This window comes from Blastomonas sp., assembly GCF_046294995.1.
Lineage (GTDB): Bacteria > Pseudomonadota > Alphaproteobacteria > Sphingomonadales > Sphingomonadaceae > Blastomonas.
The window spans coordinates 67,735-85,691 of sequence record NZ_JBKBOG010000005.1; the positions used below are offsets into that span (position 1 = coordinate 67,735).

General features: G+C 64.0%; 21 protein-coding genes. 14 read left to right on the forward strand and 7 right to left on the reverse strand.

Going from position 1 to position 17,957, the window contains the following annotated elements; all coding sequences use genetic code 11:
- The first annotated feature begins 255 nt into the window (after positions 1-255).
- Positions 256-1,080, forward strand: a complete 825-nt coding sequence (locus tag ACK4R0_RS08300; RefSeq protein ID WP_409672974.1) for an SDR family NAD(P)-dependent oxidoreductase — start codon at positions 256-258, stop codon at positions 1,078-1,080.
- The gene (locus ACK4R0_RS08305) at positions 1,077-1,505 is read left to right on the forward strand and encodes a cupin domain-containing protein (RefSeq protein ID WP_409672977.1); all 429 of its coding nucleotides are present in this window, start codon (positions 1,077-1,079) and stop codon (positions 1,503-1,505) included. The genes ACK4R0_RS08300 and ACK4R0_RS08305 overlap by 4 nt, the downstream gene beginning before the upstream one ends.
- A 257-nt stretch (positions 1,506-1,762) precedes the next feature.
- On the opposite strand, the gene ACK4R0_RS08310 is transcribed toward ACK4R0_RS08305, so the two are convergent.
- Positions 1,763-2,251, reverse strand: a complete 489-nt coding sequence (locus ACK4R0_RS08310) for a DUF2505 domain-containing protein (RefSeq protein WP_409672980.1) — start codon at positions 2,249-2,251, stop codon at positions 1,763-1,765.
- A gap of 84 nt (positions 2,252-2,335) precedes the next feature.
- Between ACK4R0_RS08310 and ACK4R0_RS08315 the strand changes: the two genes are divergently transcribed.
- Positions 2,336-2,938 carry a LysE family translocator gene (locus ACK4R0_RS08315; RefSeq protein WP_409672983.1) on the forward strand — a complete coding sequence of 201 codons (603 nt, stop codon included), beginning with the start codon at positions 2,336-2,338 and terminating at the stop codon, positions 2,936-2,938.
- 64 nt (positions 2,939-3,002) lie between these two features.
- Positions 3,003-3,221, forward strand: coding sequence for a hypothetical protein (locus tag ACK4R0_RS08320; protein WP_409672986.1), 219 nt, complete (start codon positions 3,003-3,005; stop codon positions 3,219-3,221).
- Between the two features lie 49 nt (positions 3,222-3,270).
- On the opposite strand, the gene ACK4R0_RS08325 is transcribed toward ACK4R0_RS08320, so the two are convergent.
- Positions 3,271-4,278, reverse strand: coding sequence for an NAD(P)H-dependent flavin oxidoreductase (locus ACK4R0_RS08325; protein WP_409672989.1), 1,008 nt, complete (start codon positions 4,276-4,278; stop codon positions 3,271-3,273).
- Between the two features lie 109 nt (positions 4,279-4,387).
- On the reverse strand, positions 4,388-5,650 hold the full coding sequence (locus ACK4R0_RS08330) for an aspartate kinase (protein ID WP_409672991.1): 1,263 nt from the start codon (positions 5,648-5,650) through the stop codon (positions 4,388-4,390).
- Between the two features lie 69 nt (positions 5,651-5,719).
- Here ACK4R0_RS08330 and ubiG point away from each other — a divergent pair, with 69 nt between their 5' ends.
- Positions 5,720-6,490: a bifunctional 2-polyprenyl-6-hydroxyphenol methylase/3-demethylubiquinol 3-O-methyltransferase UbiG gene (gene ubiG, locus ACK4R0_RS08335; protein WP_409673281.1), complete on the forward strand. Its 771-nt coding sequence runs from the start codon at positions 5,720-5,722 to the stop codon at positions 6,488-6,490.
- A 13-nt stretch (positions 6,491-6,503) separates the two neighbouring features.
- Here the strand turns inward: ubiG and ACK4R0_RS08340 are convergent, their stop codons facing one another.
- The 3 genes from ACK4R0_RS08340 to ACK4R0_RS08350 all read right to left on the reverse strand — a co-directional run bounded on the left by ACK4R0_RS08340 (position 6,504) and on the right by ACK4R0_RS08350 (position 8,669).
- Positions 6,504-6,794 (reverse strand): type II toxin-antitoxin system RelE/ParE family toxin, encoded by a 291-nt coding sequence (locus ACK4R0_RS08340; protein WP_409672994.1) that lies wholly within the window; start codon positions 6,792-6,794, stop codon positions 6,504-6,506.
- Entirely contained in the window at positions 6,787-7,032 is a 246-nt protein-coding gene (locus tag ACK4R0_RS08345) for a type II toxin-antitoxin system ParD family antitoxin (RefSeq protein WP_409672997.1), read from the reverse strand. Before ACK4R0_RS08345 ends, ACK4R0_RS08340 begins: the two co-directional genes overlap by 8 nt.
- Before the next feature lie 74 nt (positions 7,033-7,106).
- The gene (locus tag ACK4R0_RS08350; protein ID WP_409672999.1) at positions 7,107-8,669 is read right to left on the reverse strand and encodes a replicative DNA helicase; all 1,563 of its coding nucleotides are present in this window, start codon (positions 8,667-8,669) and stop codon (positions 7,107-7,109) included.
- 139 nt (positions 8,670-8,808) lie between these two features.
- Between ACK4R0_RS08350 and ACK4R0_RS08355 the strand changes: the two genes are divergently transcribed.
- The 8 genes from ACK4R0_RS08355 (at position 8,809) to ACK4R0_RS08390 (ending at position 15,429) form a co-directional block, all read left to right on the forward strand.
- A complete protein-coding gene (locus ACK4R0_RS08355; RefSeq protein WP_409673002.1) occupies positions 8,809-9,291 on the forward strand; it encodes a UPF0262 family protein in 483 nt (160 codons plus the stop codon).
- Positions 9,292-9,301: 10 nt separating this feature from the next.
- Positions 9,302-9,994 (forward strand): glycoside hydrolase family 25 protein, encoded by a 693-nt coding sequence (locus tag ACK4R0_RS08360; protein ID WP_409673004.1) that lies wholly within the window; start codon positions 9,302-9,304, stop codon positions 9,992-9,994.
- Positions 9,973-10,437, forward strand: coding sequence for a cytidine deaminase (locus tag ACK4R0_RS08365; RefSeq protein WP_409673284.1), 465 nt, complete (start codon positions 9,973-9,975; stop codon positions 10,435-10,437). Before ACK4R0_RS08360 ends, ACK4R0_RS08365 begins: the two co-directional genes overlap by 22 nt.
- 98 nt (positions 10,438-10,535) lie before the next feature.
- Positions 10,536-11,090: a dCTP deaminase gene (gene dcd / locus ACK4R0_RS08370; protein WP_409673007.1), complete on the forward strand. Its 555-nt coding sequence runs from the start codon at positions 10,536-10,538 to the stop codon at positions 11,088-11,090.
- A gap of 41 nt (positions 11,091-11,131) precedes the next feature.
- The gene (locus ACK4R0_RS08375) at positions 11,132-12,316 is read left to right on the forward strand and encodes a saccharopine dehydrogenase family protein (protein ID WP_409673010.1); all 1,185 of its coding nucleotides are present in this window, start codon (positions 11,132-11,134) and stop codon (positions 12,314-12,316) included.
- 237 nt (positions 12,317-12,553) lie between these two features.
- A complete protein-coding gene (locus tag ACK4R0_RS08380; RefSeq protein ID WP_409673013.1) occupies positions 12,554-13,327 on the forward strand; it encodes a metallophosphoesterase family protein in 774 nt (257 codons plus the stop codon).
- A 51-nt stretch (positions 13,328-13,378) separates the two neighbouring features.
- Positions 13,379-14,680 carry a M20/M25/M40 family metallo-hydrolase gene (locus ACK4R0_RS08385; RefSeq protein ID WP_409673016.1) on the forward strand — a complete coding sequence of 434 codons (1,302 nt, stop codon included), beginning with the start codon at positions 13,379-13,381 and terminating at the stop codon, positions 14,678-14,680.
- 56 nt (positions 14,681-14,736) lie between these two features.
- Positions 14,737-15,429, forward strand: a complete 693-nt coding sequence (locus ACK4R0_RS08390; RefSeq protein ID WP_409673018.1) for a Crp/Fnr family transcriptional regulator — start codon at positions 14,737-14,739, stop codon at positions 15,427-15,429.
- A 15-nt stretch (positions 15,430-15,444) separates the two neighbouring features.
- Here ACK4R0_RS08390 and ACK4R0_RS08395 read toward each other — a convergent pair whose 3' ends face one another.
- Positions 15,445-16,116, reverse strand: a complete 672-nt coding sequence (locus ACK4R0_RS08395) for an OmpW/AlkL family protein (RefSeq protein WP_409673021.1) — start codon at positions 16,114-16,116, stop codon at positions 15,445-15,447.
- 172 nt (positions 16,117-16,288) lie between these two features.
- Between ACK4R0_RS08395 and ccoN the strand changes: the two genes are divergently transcribed.
- On the forward strand, positions 16,289-17,953 hold the full coding sequence (gene ccoN, locus ACK4R0_RS08400; RefSeq protein WP_409673024.1) for a cytochrome-c oxidase, cbb3-type subunit I: 1,665 nt from the start codon (positions 16,289-16,291) through the stop codon (positions 17,951-17,953).
- Positions 17,954-17,957: the final 4 nt, after the last annotated feature.

Here is a 17,957-nt window from a genome sequence, read left to right on the forward strand (position 1 = left end):
GAGCACCGAATGATCTGCGGCTCCAAAAATCCTCCCCTGTAAGGGGAGGTGGCATGGCGCAGCCATGACGGAGGGGTGTCCACATCGGCGAGAGCGTGACACCCCTCCACCACTGCGTGGTCCCCCTCCCCTTGCAGGGGAGGACTTGCAGCGTGCCACATTCCCGCTTTGCCCTTACACGAGAGGATTTTCCAGTTGCGCTGCGGCACATCGCCGCCTTTGATGGCCACCAACCATAACGGGAGAGGCAAACATATGGAATACGCAGGCAAGGTCATCTGGATCACCGGGGCATCATCGGGCATCGGCGAGGCGCTGGCCGAGGCGTTGGCCGCGCAGGGCGCGTCGCTGATCCTTTCGGGTCGCCGCACCGATGCGTTACAGGCGGTTGCCGACCGATTGCCGACGCCCAGCATGGTCCTGCCGTTCGAGACCACCGACAAGGACGCGCTGCCGCAAATCGTCGATCAGGCCATCGCCTGGCAGGGCCATGTCGACGGCCTCGTCAACAACGCCGGGATCAGCCAGCGCGCGCTCGCCATCGACAGCGCGCTCGAGGTCTATGACAGGGTCATCGCGGTCGATCTGCTCGCGCCGATCTGGCTGACGCAACTGCTGCTGCCGCACATGGCCGGGCGCAAGACAGGGCTGATCGTCGGCATCTCGTCGGTCGCCGGCCGCGCGGGCGTGCCGCTGCGCACTGCCTATTGCGCCGCCAAGCACGGCCTGATCGGCTATCTCGATGCACTGCGCGCCGAGACCGAAGCGCATTACGGGCTGAAAGTGCACACCGTCCTGCCCGGCTCTATCCGCACCCAGGTCTCCGCCAATGCCCTGGCCGCCGATGGCAGCGCGCACGGCAAGACCGACAGCGCCATCGCCAACGGCATGGACCCGCAAGACTGTGCTGCCCGCATCCTCGCTGGAGTGGCAGCGGGCGAGCGCGAAATTCTGGTGGCTGAGGGGATGGAGGAAATGCTCGCCAGGCTGCGGTTCAGCGATCCGCAAAAGCTGTTCGATACTCTGGCTGCAATGGGCGGCCAGCTGGCAGCGCAGCGCGATACTGAGCTGGCCGGATGAGCGAGACTCCCGCAGCGCTGATCGACCGGTTGGGGCTCAGCCCTCACCCCGAGGGCGGCTGGTACCGCGAAACCTGGCGCGGAGCCCCAGGCGCCAACGGCCGGGCAAGCGAGACGCTGATTTTCTTTCTGCTCGAAGCCGGCCAGCAATCGCACTGGCACACCGTCGATGCGACCGAAATCTGGTGCTGGCATGCAGGCTCCGCGCTCGAGGTAGGGACCGCTCCGGGGGATGCCGGTCCGGTGACCTGGCACACGCTAGGCACCGATTTCGCCGCCGGACACTCCCCGCAACTGGTCATCCCCCCGCACCACTGGCAGGCCGCGCGCGCAAGCAATGGTTGGGCGCTGGTCAGTTGCATGGTCTCGCCGGGGTTCGAGTTCAGCGGCTTTGTCATGGCCGAGCCAGGCTGGGAGCCGGGGTAATCAGAACAACCATCGGAGAGGCAGCCCTATTGGCCTCTCCCTTGATGGGAGAGGCAGCGAGACTTGGTGGCTTTGCCACCTAGTCGCAGCGGTGAGGGTGATGGTGCGGCTGGACGCAACATCGCAACGTCCCAACCTTCATACAATCCGGAGAGATCACCCCCACCCAACCCTCCCCCATCGAGGGGGAGGGCTTTGGAAGCGCTACTGCGTTGGCTACAGGAAAGAGCCGATTCCGCTCCAATCTGGACTCTCGGTCATCCGTGCGTATCGATCCAGGCAAACTCCTCGATCAACAGCTTGGTGCTGTCCTCGAGCATAAGCTTCTCGACCATATCGGCCACCATCGGCGCGCGGCTGGAGACGCTGATTTGCGCCGCGCATTGCGTGGCATCGTCCGATAGCGGGGTCAGCGTGATGTTCGCCCCGCCCTCGGCGGCTAGCCCCTTGGGCTTGGCATTGCGGACGGCGGTCCAGCTGCCATCGGCGTGCTGCTGCCAGATGTCGTGCTGGGTCAGATCGAGCCAAGATCCGATCACCGACCGGATCAAAGCGGGCGCCTTGACCGGCACCTGCCGGGTGATCGCGACATGAATCTGCCCAGGCTCGGGGCGCTCGACGGCCACACTGACATCGCGTGAACCCTGTGCCTGCATCATGCCGGTCAGAAAAGCCTCATCGGTCCAGCACGCGACGACGAGCGCCACCGGCTTGGCAAACGCATGCTCTTCCTGTCGCTTCAACATTGCCGCCACCCATTCCGTTGATCCAGCGCATTGCGCCCTGCTGCCAGCAGCCTAGGCTATGCGGCGATGTTGGCAAGCTATGTCATGACCGTTCTCGTCATCGAACTGACCCCAGGGGCGAACATGGCCTATCTGGCGGCATTGACGCTGGGCGCAGGGCGCCGGGCCGGGCTCGCGGCCGTGGCGGGGGTGGCGCTGGGGCTGACGTTGATCGGGGTCGCGGCGGCGGTGGGCCTCGCCGCTTTGGTTGCAGCCAGCCCGGCGATCTGGGCCGCGCTGCGCTGGGCGGGCGGACTGTATCTGCTGTATCTGGCTTGGGAGACCTGGCGCGGCGACAAGGAAACCTCGCCTGCGGGTACCGGTTCGCTCATCCGCACGAACGCGCGTTATTTCAGCCGCGGGGTGATCACCAACATCCTCAACCCAAAGGCGGCGTTGTTCTATGTCGCGATCGTTCCGCGCTTCCTGCCCGAGAGCGGGCCGACACTTGGCCATGGCCTGGGGTTGACCGCGATCAGCGTGGCTGTCGCCACCACGGTCCACCTTGCCATCGTGCTGCTGGCAGCACGGATGCATCCCCTGCTCAGCCAGCCGGGCCGGATGGAGCGTACCCGGCAGGGTCTGGCGATCGGCCTTGGCGCCATCGCGATCTGGTTTCTGCTCACCACCACGAGCCCGCAGGTTTAGCGACGAACGGAACCTTTCGCGTCCGATTCCGTAGCTATGGTCTGCAATCAAGAGGGAGTTGGCGATGATCAAACATGGCGAAGAAGTCGAAATGAACACCGAAGAGGCCAGCGCTGGCCAAAAGCGCGGCATCGTCCGTTATGTGCTGGTGATTTCGACCGCGCTTGCGATCATCGCGCTCAGCATCATCTGGATGACCGGTGCCGCGACGGCGCCGGAAAACCCCACGCCCAATCCCGAAGAATCGCTTTCAGAGCCGACGGTCCCACCCGAAGGAAACTGACGTCAGCCGCGCCTCCGGGCGCAGATGGCATCGTACGGCGCTTGACCCCTCAGCGGGCAAGCGCCGTTTCTGTTTCCTGCATCAAGGTGGCAATGATCTCGGCGACACTTTCCTCGCGCGTGACCATACCCACTGACTGGCCGGCCATCACCGAGCCGTTTTCGACATCGCCGTCGATCACCGCACGGCGCAGTGCGCCTGCCCAGTAATGCTCGATCTGCAACTGCGCCTCGGCCATGTCGATGCCGCCTGCATCGAGCAGCGCTGCCACTTCGCGCTGCTTGGCGGTGAACTCTTCGGTGCCCTTGTTCTTGAGCGCGCGCACCGGGATCACCGGCAGGCGCGGATCGACCTGGACGGATGCGATCGCATCGCGTGCATTGCCGCGCAGGAAGGCCTTCTTGAACGCCGGATGCGCGATCGATTCGTGCGCGCAGACAAAGCGCGTGCCCAGCTGGACGCCGGCAGCGCCCATCTCGAGATAGCCTGCGATCGCGCTGCCGCGGCCGATGCCGCCAGCGACGAACACCGGGATGTCGCCAGCGACCTCGGGCAGGATTTCCTGCGCCAGCACGCTGGTCGAGACCGGGCCGATATGTCCGCCTGCTTCCATGCCTTCGATGACGAGCGCATCGACGCCCGACTTGATGAACTTCCTGGCCAGCGCCAATGCCGGGGCAAAGCACACCACCTTGGCACGTGCATCCTTGATCGCCTCGATGCTGCCTCTGGGCGGCAGGCCGCCTGCCAGCACGATGTGGGTGACCTGATGCGCGGCGCACACCGCGATCAGCTCCATCAGCTGCGGGTGCATGGTGATCAGGTTGACCCCGAACGGCTTGGTCGCGAGCCTTTTGGTCGCGGCAATCTCGGCATCGAGCAGCGCAGGCGTCATCGCCCCGCAGGCAATCACGCCGAAGCCGCCTGCATTGGAAATGGCGGAAACGAGGTTGCGCTCCGACACCCAGCTCATCGCGCCGCACATGATCGCGGTTTCGCTTCCGAGAAACGCGGTGCCCCGCGCCATCGCGGTGTCGGTGAGAGGGTGGTTGGTCATAAATCTGTCCTGTTCCGGCTCCCCTGCGAAGGCAGGGGTCCATCTCCAAAGCTATCGATACGAGGCAAACGCAGGAGATGGGCTCCTGCCTTCGCAGGAGACCGATAAATCACGCCTCGACCGCATCCAGCCCATAGGCCGTGTGCAGCACGCGCACCGCCAGTTCGGTGTAATCCTCTTCGATCAGCACGCTGACCTTGATCTCGCTGGTCGAGATCGCAACGATGTTGACCCCGCGATCGGCCAGCGCCTTGAACATCGTCGAGGCGACGCCCGCATGGCTCTTCATGCCGACGCCGACGACCGAGATCTTGGCGACATTGGTATCGGGGATGATGCGGTTGAAACCGATCGATTCCTTCGCGCCTTCGAGCAGGTCCATCGACCGCGCCAGATCGGCGGCGGGCACGGTGAAGGTCACGTCGGTCTCGCCCTTGTCGCGGCCGACGTTCTGGATGATCATGTCGACGTTGATCGCAGCTTCCGCGAGCGGGCCGAATATGTTGGCCACCGCGCCGGGCTTGTCGGGCACGCGGGTCAGCGTGATCTTGGCTTCGTTCTTGTCGTGCGCAATGCCGGTGATCAGCTGGCGTTCCATGTCCATTCCTTCCAGTTCTTCGTCGCTGACGATCATCGTGCCGGGGATCGTATCGGCTGCAGGTGCATCGTCGTCGATGAACGAGGAGAGCACCTGAACGCGCACGCCTTCCTTCATCGCGAGGCCGACCGAGCGGGTCTGCAGCACCTTGGCGCCGACGCTCGCGAGCTCGAGCATTTCTTCATAGGTCACGTGGCGCAATTTGCGCGCCTTGGCGACGATGCGCGGGTCGGTGGTGTAGACCCCGTCGACATCGGTATAGATATCGCAGCGATCGGCCTTGACCGCAGCTGCCACCGCGACCGCCGATGTGTCCGATCCGCCGCGGCCCAAAGTGGTGATCCGGCCATCTTCGCTGACGCCCTGGAAGCCGGGGATGACCGCAATCACGCCCTTTTGCATCTCCGCGATCAGCGCGTCGGCATCGATCGTCTCGACCCGCGCCTTGGCGTGCGCCTCGACCGTGCGGATTGGCAGCTGCCAGCCCAGCCAGCTGCGCGCCTGCGCGCCCAGCGCCTGCAGCGCGATAGCCAGCAGCCCGCTGGTGACCTGCTCGCCGCTCGCGACGACGACGTCGTACTCCGCCGGGTCATACAATGGGTTGGCCTCGCGGCAGAAATTGACCAGCCGGTCGGTCTCGCCCGCCATGGCCGAAACGACCACCGCGACCTCGTGTCCGGCGTCCTGCTGACGCTTGACGATCCGCGCCACCCGGCGGATGCGCTCGGTGCCGGCCATCGATGTGCCGCCGAATTTCATGACGATCCGTGCCATTGGCCGTTCGTACTTTCCCTTATGCGAAGTTCGCCCCTATAACCGGGCGCTGCATAGAGAGGCCCCATGATGAACGCAAGCACCGGAACCATCGCACCGCGCAGCGGCAACGACGAAGCCCGTAACGGAACGATCGACCCCAAAGAGGCCGCGCACTTCGGCCGGCTGGCGGCGGAATGGTGGGACCCCAGGGGCGAGTCGGCGATGCTGCACCGGCTGAACCCGGTGCGGCTGGCCTATATCCGCAACGCCATCGACCATCACTGGGCCGAGGCTGGCACCGCACGCAAGCCGCTGGCGGGCAAAACCGCGATCGATGTCGGCTGCGGCGCCGGACTGCTGACCGAGCCACTGGCACGGCTGGGCGCCCAGGTCACCGGGCTGGATGCCGCAGCAGAGAACATCGCTGCGGCCAGCGCGCATGTCGCTGCAGTCGGGCTGTATGTCGATTACCGCCATGCCGATATCGAAACGCTTGCGGGCGAAACCTTCGACCTTGTCACCTCGATGGAGGTCATCGAGCATGTCACCGACCCGGCCACGTTCATCGCCGCTCTGGCCCGCGTGCTGGCGCCCGGCGGGCTGATGCTGCTTTCCACCCCCAACCGCACCACGATGTCGCGAATCATGCTGGTCGAGGCGGCCGAGCGACTGGGCCAAGTGCCGCGCGGCACCCACGACTGGGACAAGTTCCTGACCCCCGAGGAACTGACCGGATTGCTCAACGCCGCTGGCCTGACGGTGCTCGACACCCGCGGCATCGCCTGGGATCCACTGAAGGGCCTGCACCTCAGCGACAATCTGGCGCTGAACTATCTGATGACGGTGGTGCGGGGCTAGGGCGCGGCAAACACTATAGCTGATCGACTGCATTCATCCGCTGGTGCAGAATGCGCACAACCGAAATGCCGGTTTTTGTCACACGGAAATACACGATGTGCCGCCCCACGCTCCGACGCCTATAACCTTCCCGGATCGCGTCACAAGCTGGTGCTCGGAGTGGCGCCTGGGCAAGTTCATTGCAAGCCTGCTCGATCAGATCAGTGTAGCCAGTCGCCTGCGCCAAGCCCCACTCGGCCACCGTATAATCGAAGATGCTGTCGAGATCGCGCTGGGCCGCTGGGCTCAGCCGATATTCAGCCATGCTGCTTCAGTTTGCGCTGCTTGAATTCTGTAAAATCAAATGGTTCGGGTTCGCCGCTTTGCTCCCCTTCGACCAGCGCTGCCCGGACGCTTTCAATTTCGAGATCACGCGTCTGCGCTTGTCGAATGAGGTCCCGAATAGCTTCGCTGTCGTTGGTGTAGCTGCCTGCGGCGACCTGCTCGGCGAGCCAGTCGTCTTGCTGGGTGGTCAGGGTTATCGTTTTACGGACTGTTGCCATATGCTGCCCTACGCAGAAACATCGTCATACTGTCGTTGCGGCATAGCACATTAGCCGGTCGCGTGCGAATTGCCTTATTCGTCGTAGCCGCCAGCCATATAGTCTTCGCGCGCCAGGTCGCTGAACTTGGTGATCTCGCTTTCGAAGCGCAGCTGGACGTTGCCGGTGGAACCGTGGCGCTGCTTGGCGACGATCACGGTCGCCTTGTTGGCGGTGGGGCTGAACTTGTCTTCCCATTCGCGGTATTTCTGGTTGATCTCTTCGTCCGCTGCGGTCTTGGGGTCCATGATCGGGCCGTCGGGCTTGACCATCAGCCGGTAATATTCCTCACGATAGATGAACAGCACGATATCGGCGTCCTGCTCGATCGACCCGGATTCGCGCAAGTCAGACAGCTGCGGGCGCTTGTCCTCGCGACTTTCCACCGCGCGGCTGAGCTGCGACAGTGCCATCACCGGAACCTGCAGTTCCTTGGCCAGCGTCTTCAATCCACGGCTGATCTCGGAAATTTCGTTGACGCGGCCCTCGTTGCGGCCGGTGCCCTGCAGCAGCTGGAGATAATCGACCACGATGAAGCCGATGTCGTGCTTGCGCTTGAGCCGGCGCGCGCGGGCGCGCAGCGCGGCGATCGTCAGGCCCGGCGTATCGTCGATGAACAAAGGCAGGTCTTCGAGCTCCTGCGAGGCGGTGACCAGCCGCTGGAACTCGTTGCGCGCGATCTGCCCCATGCGCAGCTTTTCCGAACTGATCCGCGACTGCTCGGCCAGGATACGCGTGGCGAGCTGGTCGGACGACATTTCGAGGCTGAAGAACGCGGTCTTGGCGCCCACGTTCTTCGAATCCTCAATGCCTGCCGCCTTGTCCAGCCGCCAGCGCGACGCGGCATTGAACGCGATGTTGGTGGCAAGCGAGGTCTTGCCCATGCCGGGGCGCGCTGCGAGGATCAGCAGATCGGACGGGTGGAGACCACCGATCTTGGCGTTGAGGTCGGTGAGCCCGGTGGTGACGCCCGAGACATGGCCGCCGCTGTTCAATGCCTTTTCGACCATGCCCAGCGCGGCGCCGACGGCGACGTTGAAATGCACTGCACCGCCGCTCTCGCCCTCGCCCTGTGCGACGTTGTACAGCGCCGCTTCGGCAAGCTCGATCTGGCCCAGCGGATCCACCGTTTCGCTGGTGTCCATCGCCTTGTCGACCAGGGTCCGGCCGACCTGGATCAGCTCGCGCAGCAGCGCGAGGTTGTAGATCTGCTCGGCAAAGTCGCGTGCGCCGATCAGCCCGCCGGCATCACCCGTCAGCCGCGCCAGATAGCGCATCCCGCCCAGCTCGGAGAGGCCGGCGTCGTTTTCGAAGAACGGCTTCAATGTCACCGGGGTCACGGTCACGTTCTTGTCGATCAGCCGCATGATCTGGGCATAGAGCCGCTGGTGGACGCTTTCGAAGAAATGCTCTGCCTTCAACCGCGAGCTGACCTCTTCGGCGATGCGGTTGTCGATCAGCAGCGCGCCCAGGAACGCCGCCTCCGCCTCGATATTGCGCGGCAGCTTGGCATCGGAAAGGTCGCGCGCGCCTGGCGCGGCGATCTGCGGCGGCAGGGCGGGCGGGGGAGCGGACTGGAGAAGCGTATCTTGGGCCATCCGGCCATATTCGCCGCTGGCGCTGTGGCGCGCAAGGCACTGGCGCCAATAATCGTGTGGACAAGGCCGGGGACAGCGAGAGCCACGGGTTTTTCCGCTTGCCCCTTGGCTTATCATACGTGAAAGACTGGGGCGCATCATGTCCAACCCGCGCATCATCCATGTCGAGCTCGACGAGCAGACGATTCTGTGGCGCAATGCGGATATCGAGCAGGAACGCCGGATCGCGATCTTCGACCTGATCGAGGACAATTTCTTCAAGCCATTGAAAGCCTATCCCGATGGCTATGCCGGCCCCTTCCGGCTGAGCCTTGCGGTTTACGAAGGCCGGCTGGCGATCACCATTGCACGCGAGGACCAGACCCATCTGGAAACGCTGGTGCTCGGCCTCGGCCGGTTTCGCCGCCCAATCCGCGAATATTTCGCGATCTGCGACAGCTATTACCAGGCGATCCGCAAGGCGACCGCGCAGGAGATCGAGACGATCGACATGGCCCGGCGCGGCGTCCACAACGAGGCCGCCGAGCTTCTGGTAGAACGGCTGCAAGACAAGATCGAGATCGACTTCCCCACCGCACGGCGGCTGTTCACGCTGATCTGCGTGCTGCACATCAAGGGCTGAACAACCAGCCATGCGAACATCCACCCTGAAACGCTGGACGATAGGCCTTGGGCTGCTGGCGCTGCTGATCGCGGTGCTCGGCGGTCTGATCTGGGGCGGGATCACCGGCTGGGCTCCCTCACGAAAGGATTATCCGGTGCAGGGGCTGTATGTCAGCGCCACAGATGGCGATCTGGCGTGGCCAACGCTTGCGGCCATGGGGGCGGACTTCGCCTATCTGCGCGCCAGCGCCGGGGGACGCCTGCGCGATCCGCGCTTTGCCGCCAATCTCAAGGGCGCACTTGCCAGCGGCATGCGGGTCGGCGCGGTGCATGAATTCAGCCTGTGCGCGGGCGAAGCGCAGCAGGCGGAGCTGTTCATCACCACCGTGCCGCGCAATCCCGCGATGCTGCCGCCCGTGGTCAGCCTCGATCTGGACGAGGGCTGCAAGACCCGCCCCGACCGTGCGATGCTGCTCGGCGAGCTCAACACCTTCATCAACCAGATCGAGAATCACGCCGGAAAGCCCGCCCTGCTGAGGATTACTCCGGCGTTCGAAAGCGCCTATGAGGTCAGCGACGGCCTCGCCCGTACCGTCTGGCTGATCGGCGATTTCGTTCCCCCCGATTATGCCGCCAAGCGCTGGGTGATGTGGCAATCGAGCAGTTTTTACCGGATCAACGGCGCGCCTGCGGGCGTGCGCTGGAATGTGGTGCGACCATGAACGACGAACAGACCCGTGACCTTCTGCAGGCGGCGCGCACGGCGGCGTTGACTGCCTATGCGCCCTATTCGGGCTTCCATGTCGGCGCGGCCTTCCGCTTCGACGATGGCACCGTCGTCACCGGCAGCAATTTCGAGAATGCCAGCTACGGCCTGGCGATCTGCGCGGAAACCAGCGCTGCGATCGCCGCCAACCTGCAGGGCCGCCGCACCGGCCTGGTCGAGGTCGCGATCATGGGCGGGCCGCTGGGCGAGGATGGCACGCTGGCGCCAACGGCTGCCCCGGTCACCCCCTGCGGCCGCTGCCGCCAGGTGATGAACGAACTGGCGCAGCTGGGCGGAACCGACCCTGTCGTCTATTCGGGCCATGCCACCGGGTGGATCGAGCACCGGCTTTCGGTGCTCTTGCCAGCCGCTTTCGGTCCGGCCAATCTGAAGTCGTAACACCAACCCCGTCACCCCCGCGAACGCGGGGGTCCCGCTTTGCACCAGCCAGCGGGATTCCCGCTTTCGCGGGAATGACGAAAAGGAGAGATCGCAAAGTGTCCATCCTTTCCGACAAATGGATCCGTGCCCAGGCGCAGGAACACGCCATGATCGAGCCGTTCGTCGAAGCGCAGCGGCGCGATGGCTGCATCTCCTATGGCCTGTCATCCTACGGCTATGACGCGCGGGTCGCGGACGAGTTCAAGATATTCACAAACGTCAATTCCTCGGTGGTCGACCCCAAGCAGTTCGATCCCAACAGCTTTGTCGACCGCAAGACCGATGTCTGCATCATCCCGCCCAACAGCTTCGCGCTGGCGCGTACGGTCGAATATTTCCGCGTGCCGCGCGATGTGCTGGTCATTTGCCTTGGCAAATCGACCTATGCGCGCTGCGGCATCATCGTCAACGTCACCCCGCTCGAGCCCGGCTGGGAGGGGCATGTGACGCTGGAATTCAGCAACACCACGCCATTGCCCGCCAAGATCTACGCCAACGAGGGCGCGTGCCAGTTCCTGTTCCTCCAGGGCAACGAACCGTGCGAGACCAGCTATGCCGACCGCGCGGGCAAATATATGGGCCAGCGGGGGGTGACCTTGCCCAAACTCTGACCCCAACCAACACGCCAACCACAAAACACAGGAGAGAGCCGATGTCGCCCAGAGAGAACCGTGAATTCGATGTCATCGTCTATGGGGCGAGCGGCTTTACCGGGCGGTTGGTCGCCGAATATCTGCACAACACCTATGGCCGGGGCGGCGATGCACCCAAATGGGCGGTGGCCGCACGATCGGCCGACAAGATGACCGCCGTTCTTGCCGAAATGGGCCTGCCCGCCGATACGCCGGTGGTGGTCGCCGATGCCGACGCGCCCGAGACGATTCAAGCGATGGCCAAGCGCACCAAGGTCGTGCTGACCACCGTCGGCCCCTATCAGCTCTATGGCGAGCCGCTGGTCGCCGCCTGCGCCGAACACGGCACCGATTATGTCGACCTGTGCGGCGAGCCTGCCTGGATGCGGCAGATGATCGACAAGTACGACGCCGCCGCCAAGGCCAGCGGTGCGCGGATCGTGTTCTCGACCGGCTTCGATTCGATTCCCTTCGATCTGGGCGTGCTGATGTTGCAGAAGGAGTGCGTCGCCAAGTTCGGCAAGCCCGCGCCGCGGGTCAAGGGCCGGGTGCGCGCGATGCAGGGCACGTTTTCGGGCGGCACAGCTGCCTCGCTCAAGGCGACGATGGCCGCCGCAGCCAAGGACCCGGCGGTGCTGGGCTATCTGGTCAACCCGTTCAGCCTGGCGAACGGCTTCGAGGGGCCCGCACAGCCCAAGGGCAACAAGCCTGTGCACGACGATGCGCTGGGCAGCTGGGCCGCGCCGTTCATCATGGCGCCGATCAACACCAAGAACGTCCACCGCACCAACGCTTTGCTCGGCCATGCCTATGGTCAGGACTTTGTCTATGACGAGATGATGCTGACCGGCCCCGGCGAAAAGGGCGAGGCGATCGCCAAGCATCTTGCCACCACCGACATGATGGGCGGCGAAGGCGGCCCCAAGCCCGGCGAAGGGCCCAGCAAGGAAGAGCGCGAGAACGGCTTTTACGACGTGCTGTTCATCGCCGAAATGCCCGACGGCGAAACCCAGAGATACGGCGTCAAGGGCGACAAGGACCCTGGCTATGGCTCGACGTCCAAGATGATCGCCGAAAGCGCGCTGTGCCTCGTCCAAGATGTGCCCGCAAGCGATGGCGGCATCACCACCCCTGGCGCGGTACTGGGCGAGCATCTCGTCAAGCGGCTGGTCGCCAAGGCTGGGCTCAGCTTCGCTGCGGAATAGCGACGGTCCTCCCCTGCATGGGGAGGTGGCAGACAGCCGCGACTGACGGAGGGGTGTTACACGTTCGCCAGTGGCAGACACCTCTCCACCGCTGTATCGCCCCTCCCCTTATCGGGGCGGCTTTGATCGCATTGCTGCAGCTGCGAACAACAGATGGTTGAACTTTTCGTCAATTGGCGCATATAGCAGCGCCTTGGGGCAATGGACTTACACGGTAACCGAAGAAACGAACGCGACATGCTGAAGGCCTTGCTGCGCAGGAAGCCCAAACCTGCTGCCCCGATCGACACCGCAACGATCCCCGACGGCCGCCGCGTTTACGCGATAGGCGATATCCACGGTCGCCGCGATCTGCTCGACCTGCTGCTCGACCGGATCGAAGAGGACGATCGCACCCGCGGTGCCGCAGACACGCACATCGTCTTTCTGGGCGATCTGATGGACCGCGGGCCCGACAGCGCCGGGGTGATCGACAAGGCGATCGAGGTTTCGCGCAGGCTGGGCGAAAACGCGCATTTTCTGATGGGCAATCACGAGGAAGTGTATCTGGGTGCCGCCAGCGGCGACGAGAAGCTTGTCCGCTTCTTCTGCAAGATCGGCGGGCGCGAGACGATCCTCAGCTATGATATAGGACCGCAGGAATACAATGAACTGAGCATGGAAGAGCTGGCCGCGCGGATGCCGACGCTGCTGCCGCGCGAACATGTCGAATTCGTCTCCAGCTTCAAGGACCGTATCGTGATGGGCGATTATGCGTTCGTCCATGCCGGCGTCCGTCCCGGCGTGCCGATCGACCAGCAGCGCCCCTCCGACCTGCGCTGGATCCGCGAGGATTTCATCATGGACGAAGCCCCGCACGACAAGCTGATCGTCCATGGCCACACCATCACCGATGACGTCGAGGAATGTTCCAACCGCATCGGCATCGATACCGGCGCGTATATGAGCGGGATGCTCACCGCGCTGGCGCTCGAGGGCGGCGAGCGCTGGTACATCAAGACCGGGCAATAGGATCATCGATCCCGCTTGCGCTGCCGCGCAAGTTGCGCCAGCTTGGCACCCATGCACAAAATCGCAACGCTGGTCGCAGCCTTCGCTCTTCTTCCCGCCTCCGCCCAGGCTCAGGTCGAATCCGACCCTGCACGGCTGCGCGCCGATGTCGAGAAGCTGGTCAGCTTCGGCACCCGGCACACGCTGTCTTCGCCCGACCACCCGACCCGCGGCATCGGCGCGGCCAGGCGGTGGGCAGCAGCCGAATTCGCCCGCATCGGCAAGGCGTGTAGAGGCTGCATCACCGTCGAGCAGATCGACAGGCGCTTCACCGGCCCGCGCGCACCCAATGGCGTGAACGTCGTCAACGTGCTGGGCGTGCAGAAGGGCACGGGCAATCCCGACGACATCATCATCATTTCGGCGCACATCGACAGCCGCGTCTCCGACGTCGCCGATTTCACCAGCGATGCGCCGGGCGCCAACGACGACGCATCGGGCGTGGCGCTGGTGCTCGAGGCAGCCCGTATCCTCAGCAAGGAGACGTTCGCGCCGACGATCATCTATGCCGCGCTCTCGGGCGAGGAGCAGGGCCTGTGGGGAGGGCGGTTGATCGCCGAGACCGCGCGGGCGCGTGGCTGGCAGGTGCGCGCGCTGCTCAACAACGACATCGTCGGCAACACCCAGGGCCAGGATGGCCGCACGGTTGCCGACCGGGTGCGGGTGTTCTCCGAAGGCATCCGCGCTTCCGAATCCACCGTCGAGACGATGGCGCGGCGCGGCAGCGGCGGCGAGGATGACGGCCCGTCGCGCGCGCTGATGCGGGCGGCCCAGCGCGTCGGCAAGGCGCGCAGCGATATCGGCCTCGAGGTGTTCGGCGTGCGCAGGCCCGACCGCTTTGCCCGCGGCGGCGACCATCTGCCCGCGCTCGAATTGGGCTATCCCGCAATCCGCTTCACCGTCGGCGTCGAGAATTACGACCACCAGCACCAGGATATCCGGGTCGAAGGCGACCGCAAGTTCGGCGACACCATCGACGAGATGGACTTTCCGTATCTGGCGAAGGTCACCGCACTCAATATCGCGCTGATCCGCGAGCTGGCGAGCGCGCCTGCAGCGCCTGCCAGCGCGATGCTGGGCGGGGCGCTGACATCGGACACCCAGGTCAGCTGGGCCGATGTCCCGGGCGCTGCGCGCTACAAGGTCTATTGGCGCCGGGCCGACGCGCACGACTGGGAGCAGTCGGCTGAAACCACCGATACCAAGCTGACCTTGCCGGGGGTGATCGTCGACGATCACTTCGCCGGGGTAGCCGCGATCTCGGAAAACGGCGCGGAAAGCGCGATCACCTTTGCGGGCCTGCCACCGCGATGATTTCGTACTGGCGCAGCGGACTGTTCATGGAGCTGCGGACGTTGTAGGAAGAGTCTATGAACGATTGTTCCTCCTGCATTGTGCGCAACCGCGCGATCTGCGCCAGCCTGACTGTCGAAGAGCTTGCCGTGCTCGGCAAGATGGGGCGGCGGCAGCGGGTCAAGGCGGGCCATACTTTGTTGTGGGAGGGCGATGATGCCCCGGTGGTCGCCAATGTGCTCGAAGGCGTGCTCAAGCTGGTGGTCGCGGCATCCGAGGGGCGCGAGCAGATTGTCGGGGTCGTTTTCGCGTCCGATTTCATCGGCCGACCGTTCGGCAAGGAAAGCCCCTATACGGTAACCGCGATGACCGATGCCGAAGTGTGCATCTTCAACCGCAACAGTTTCGACGAATTCGCCAACCAGCACCCCGACCTTCAGCAGAAGCTGCTGCGCCGGACGCTCGACGAGCTTGACCGCGCGCGGCACTGGATGATGTTGCTCGGGCGCAAGTCGGCTACCGAAAAGGTCGCCTCGTTCCTGCTCGAAATGTCCGAACGGATCACCGGACAGGGATGCGACACCGCCAATGCGCAAAAGGTTTTCGAGCTGCCCTTCGGCCGCCAGCAGATTGCCGACATTCTGGGCCTGACCATCGAGACGACCAGCCGTCAGCTCACCCAACTGCGCGGCGCGGGCGTTCTGGGCCTGCCGTCTCGCCGCGAGATCGTGATTCACGACCGCGCGGCGATGGAAGCAATGGCAGGCTGAAAGCCTTCGGTCCGCTTAGAAGCGGAAGCCCAGCCCTGCGCTGATCACCCAGGGGTCAAGCTCGTGCCGTGTGCGCAGCACCTCGACACCGTTGGCGCGCCAACTGGCGAGCGGGCGCATGAAATAGCGCTTGGCATCGACCGAGACGAACATGCCCTTGTCGTTGATCGGAATATCGACCCCGGCCTGCAGCGCGGCACCCAAGGTATCGTTGATCTTCTGTGACGTCGCCCCCAGCGCCCGCGCCGTGTCGCCGGGCTTTTCGTTGATGAAGATGAAATAGCTGGGGCCAGCGCCGATATAGGGGCGAATGCCGCCAGCCTTGCCGAAATGGTATTTCAGCGTGAGCGTTGCGGGCACGATCTTGGCGTTCGATACCAGCCCTGCACCTGCCAGCGCGCCGCGTCCGTCGACGTCATGCTGGGTCACCCCGGCGATCGTCTCGACCGAGATCGAATCGGCGAAGAAATACTCGATCGCGACCGTGGGGATAAAATTGTCATTGGCTTTTGTCTGCGTCCCGGCAGGCAATCCAATGCGGTCCAGCTTCACGTCCTTGATCTTGCCATCGGGTGCCACCAGCGTGCCGAGCACCTTGAAATGCACCTCGCCCGCCTGCGCCATGGCCTGGCCAGGAAAGGCAAGCGCAACGGCCATTGCCGCCAGCGGGATAATCTTGGTCTTCATGTCAATCACTCCTCCTTGAGTGAGCGCATCCCTGGCGCCTGGGCCCAGCCAGCGCATTGATCGGGCGCAAAAAATTCGTTGATCGGGATCAATGTATTGTCGCCGGGTCAGGCGCATCAGCACCCCAGTAGAAGCGCGGGCCGGTGGCCTATCGCGTACAGGGAATGGGCATATGGATGGTTTGGTTCTGAAGTCCGGCGGCTGGCTGGGGCTGGCGATGCTGGCGATGGCGATGGCGGTGTTTGCGGTCGATTGGCCGTTTGCGGTGCACATGACGATCGTGATGATCGCGTGCCTTGCCGCCTTGTGGTTCACCATGAGCCGCGCAGATTATGGCGCGATCGCACGGGGCATCCTCAAGGTGCCCGCCGACATGGGCGCCTATGATGACGATCCGGTCCGCTGGGGCGTCATCGCCACCCTGTTCTGGGGCGCTGCCGGCATGGCCGCAGGGCTCTACATTGCGTTGCAGCTCGCCTTCCCGGTGCTCAACCTCAATTTCGAATACACCACATTCGGCCGGTTGCGCCCGCTGCATACCAGCGCGGTGATCTTTGCCTTTGGCGGCAACGCGCTGATCGCGACCAGCTTCTATGTCGTCCAGCGCACCTGCCGCGCGCGCCTGGCCTTCCCCAAAATGGCCCGCTTCGTGTTCTGGGGCTATCAGCTGTTCATCGTGCTGGCCGCTACCGGCTATCTGATGGGGGTCACCGAAGCCAAGGAATATGCCGAGCCCGAATGGTATGTCGATCTGTGGCTGACGGTCGTCTGGCTTTGCTACCTCGCGGTGTTCATGGGCACGATCGTTCGCCGCAAGGAACCGCATATCTATGTCGCCAACTGGTTCTATCTCGCCTTCATCATCACCGTTGCCATGCTGCACGTGGTCAACAACCTGTCGATGCCCGCCAGCATCTTCGGATCGAAGAGCTACTCGGCGTTCGCAGGTGTGCAGGATGCGCTGACCCAGTGGTGGTACGGCCATAACGCGGTCGGCTTCTTCCTGACCGCAGGCTTCCTGGCGATGATGTACTACTTCGTCCCCAAGCAGGCCGAACGTCCGGTCTACAGCTATCGCCTCTCGATCATACACTTCTGGTCGCTGATCTTCCTGTATATCTGGGCCGGGCCCCACCACCTCCACTACACCGCGCTGCCCGACTGGGCGCAGACGCTGGGCATGGTGTTCTCGATCATGCTGTGGATGCCCAGCTGGGGCGGTATGATCAACGGCCTGATGACGCTCAACGGCGCCTGGGACAAGATCCGCACCGATCCGATCATCCGCATGATGGTGATGGCGCTCGCCTTCTACGGCATGAGCACCTTCGAAGGCCCGATGATGTCGATCAAGTGGGTCAACTCGATGTCGCATTACACCGACTGGACCATCGGCCACGTCCACTCCGGCGCGCTTGGCTGGAACGGCATGATCACCTTCGCCTGCGTCTATTATCTGGTGCCGCGCCTGTGGAGCCGTCCGCGCCTCTACAGCCTGCGCATGGTCAACTGGCACTTCTGGTTGGCAACGATCGGCATCGTTTTCTACGCCGCGTCGATGTGGGTTGCCGGCATCATGCAGGGCCTGATGTGGCGCGAATACGGCAGCGACGGCTACCTCGTCTACAGCTTCGTCGAAAGCGTCGCGGCGATGCACCCGATGTACCTGATCCGCGCCACGGGCGGCCTGCTCTACCTCGCCGGGTTCATCGTGATGATCGTCAACGTGTGGGCGACGATCGCAGGCAAAATCCGCGAGGAAAAGCCGATGACCGAGACGCCGTACAACCCCGCTGCTGACCGTCCGCTGGGCGGCACCGCCGTGCCAGCCGAATAAGGAG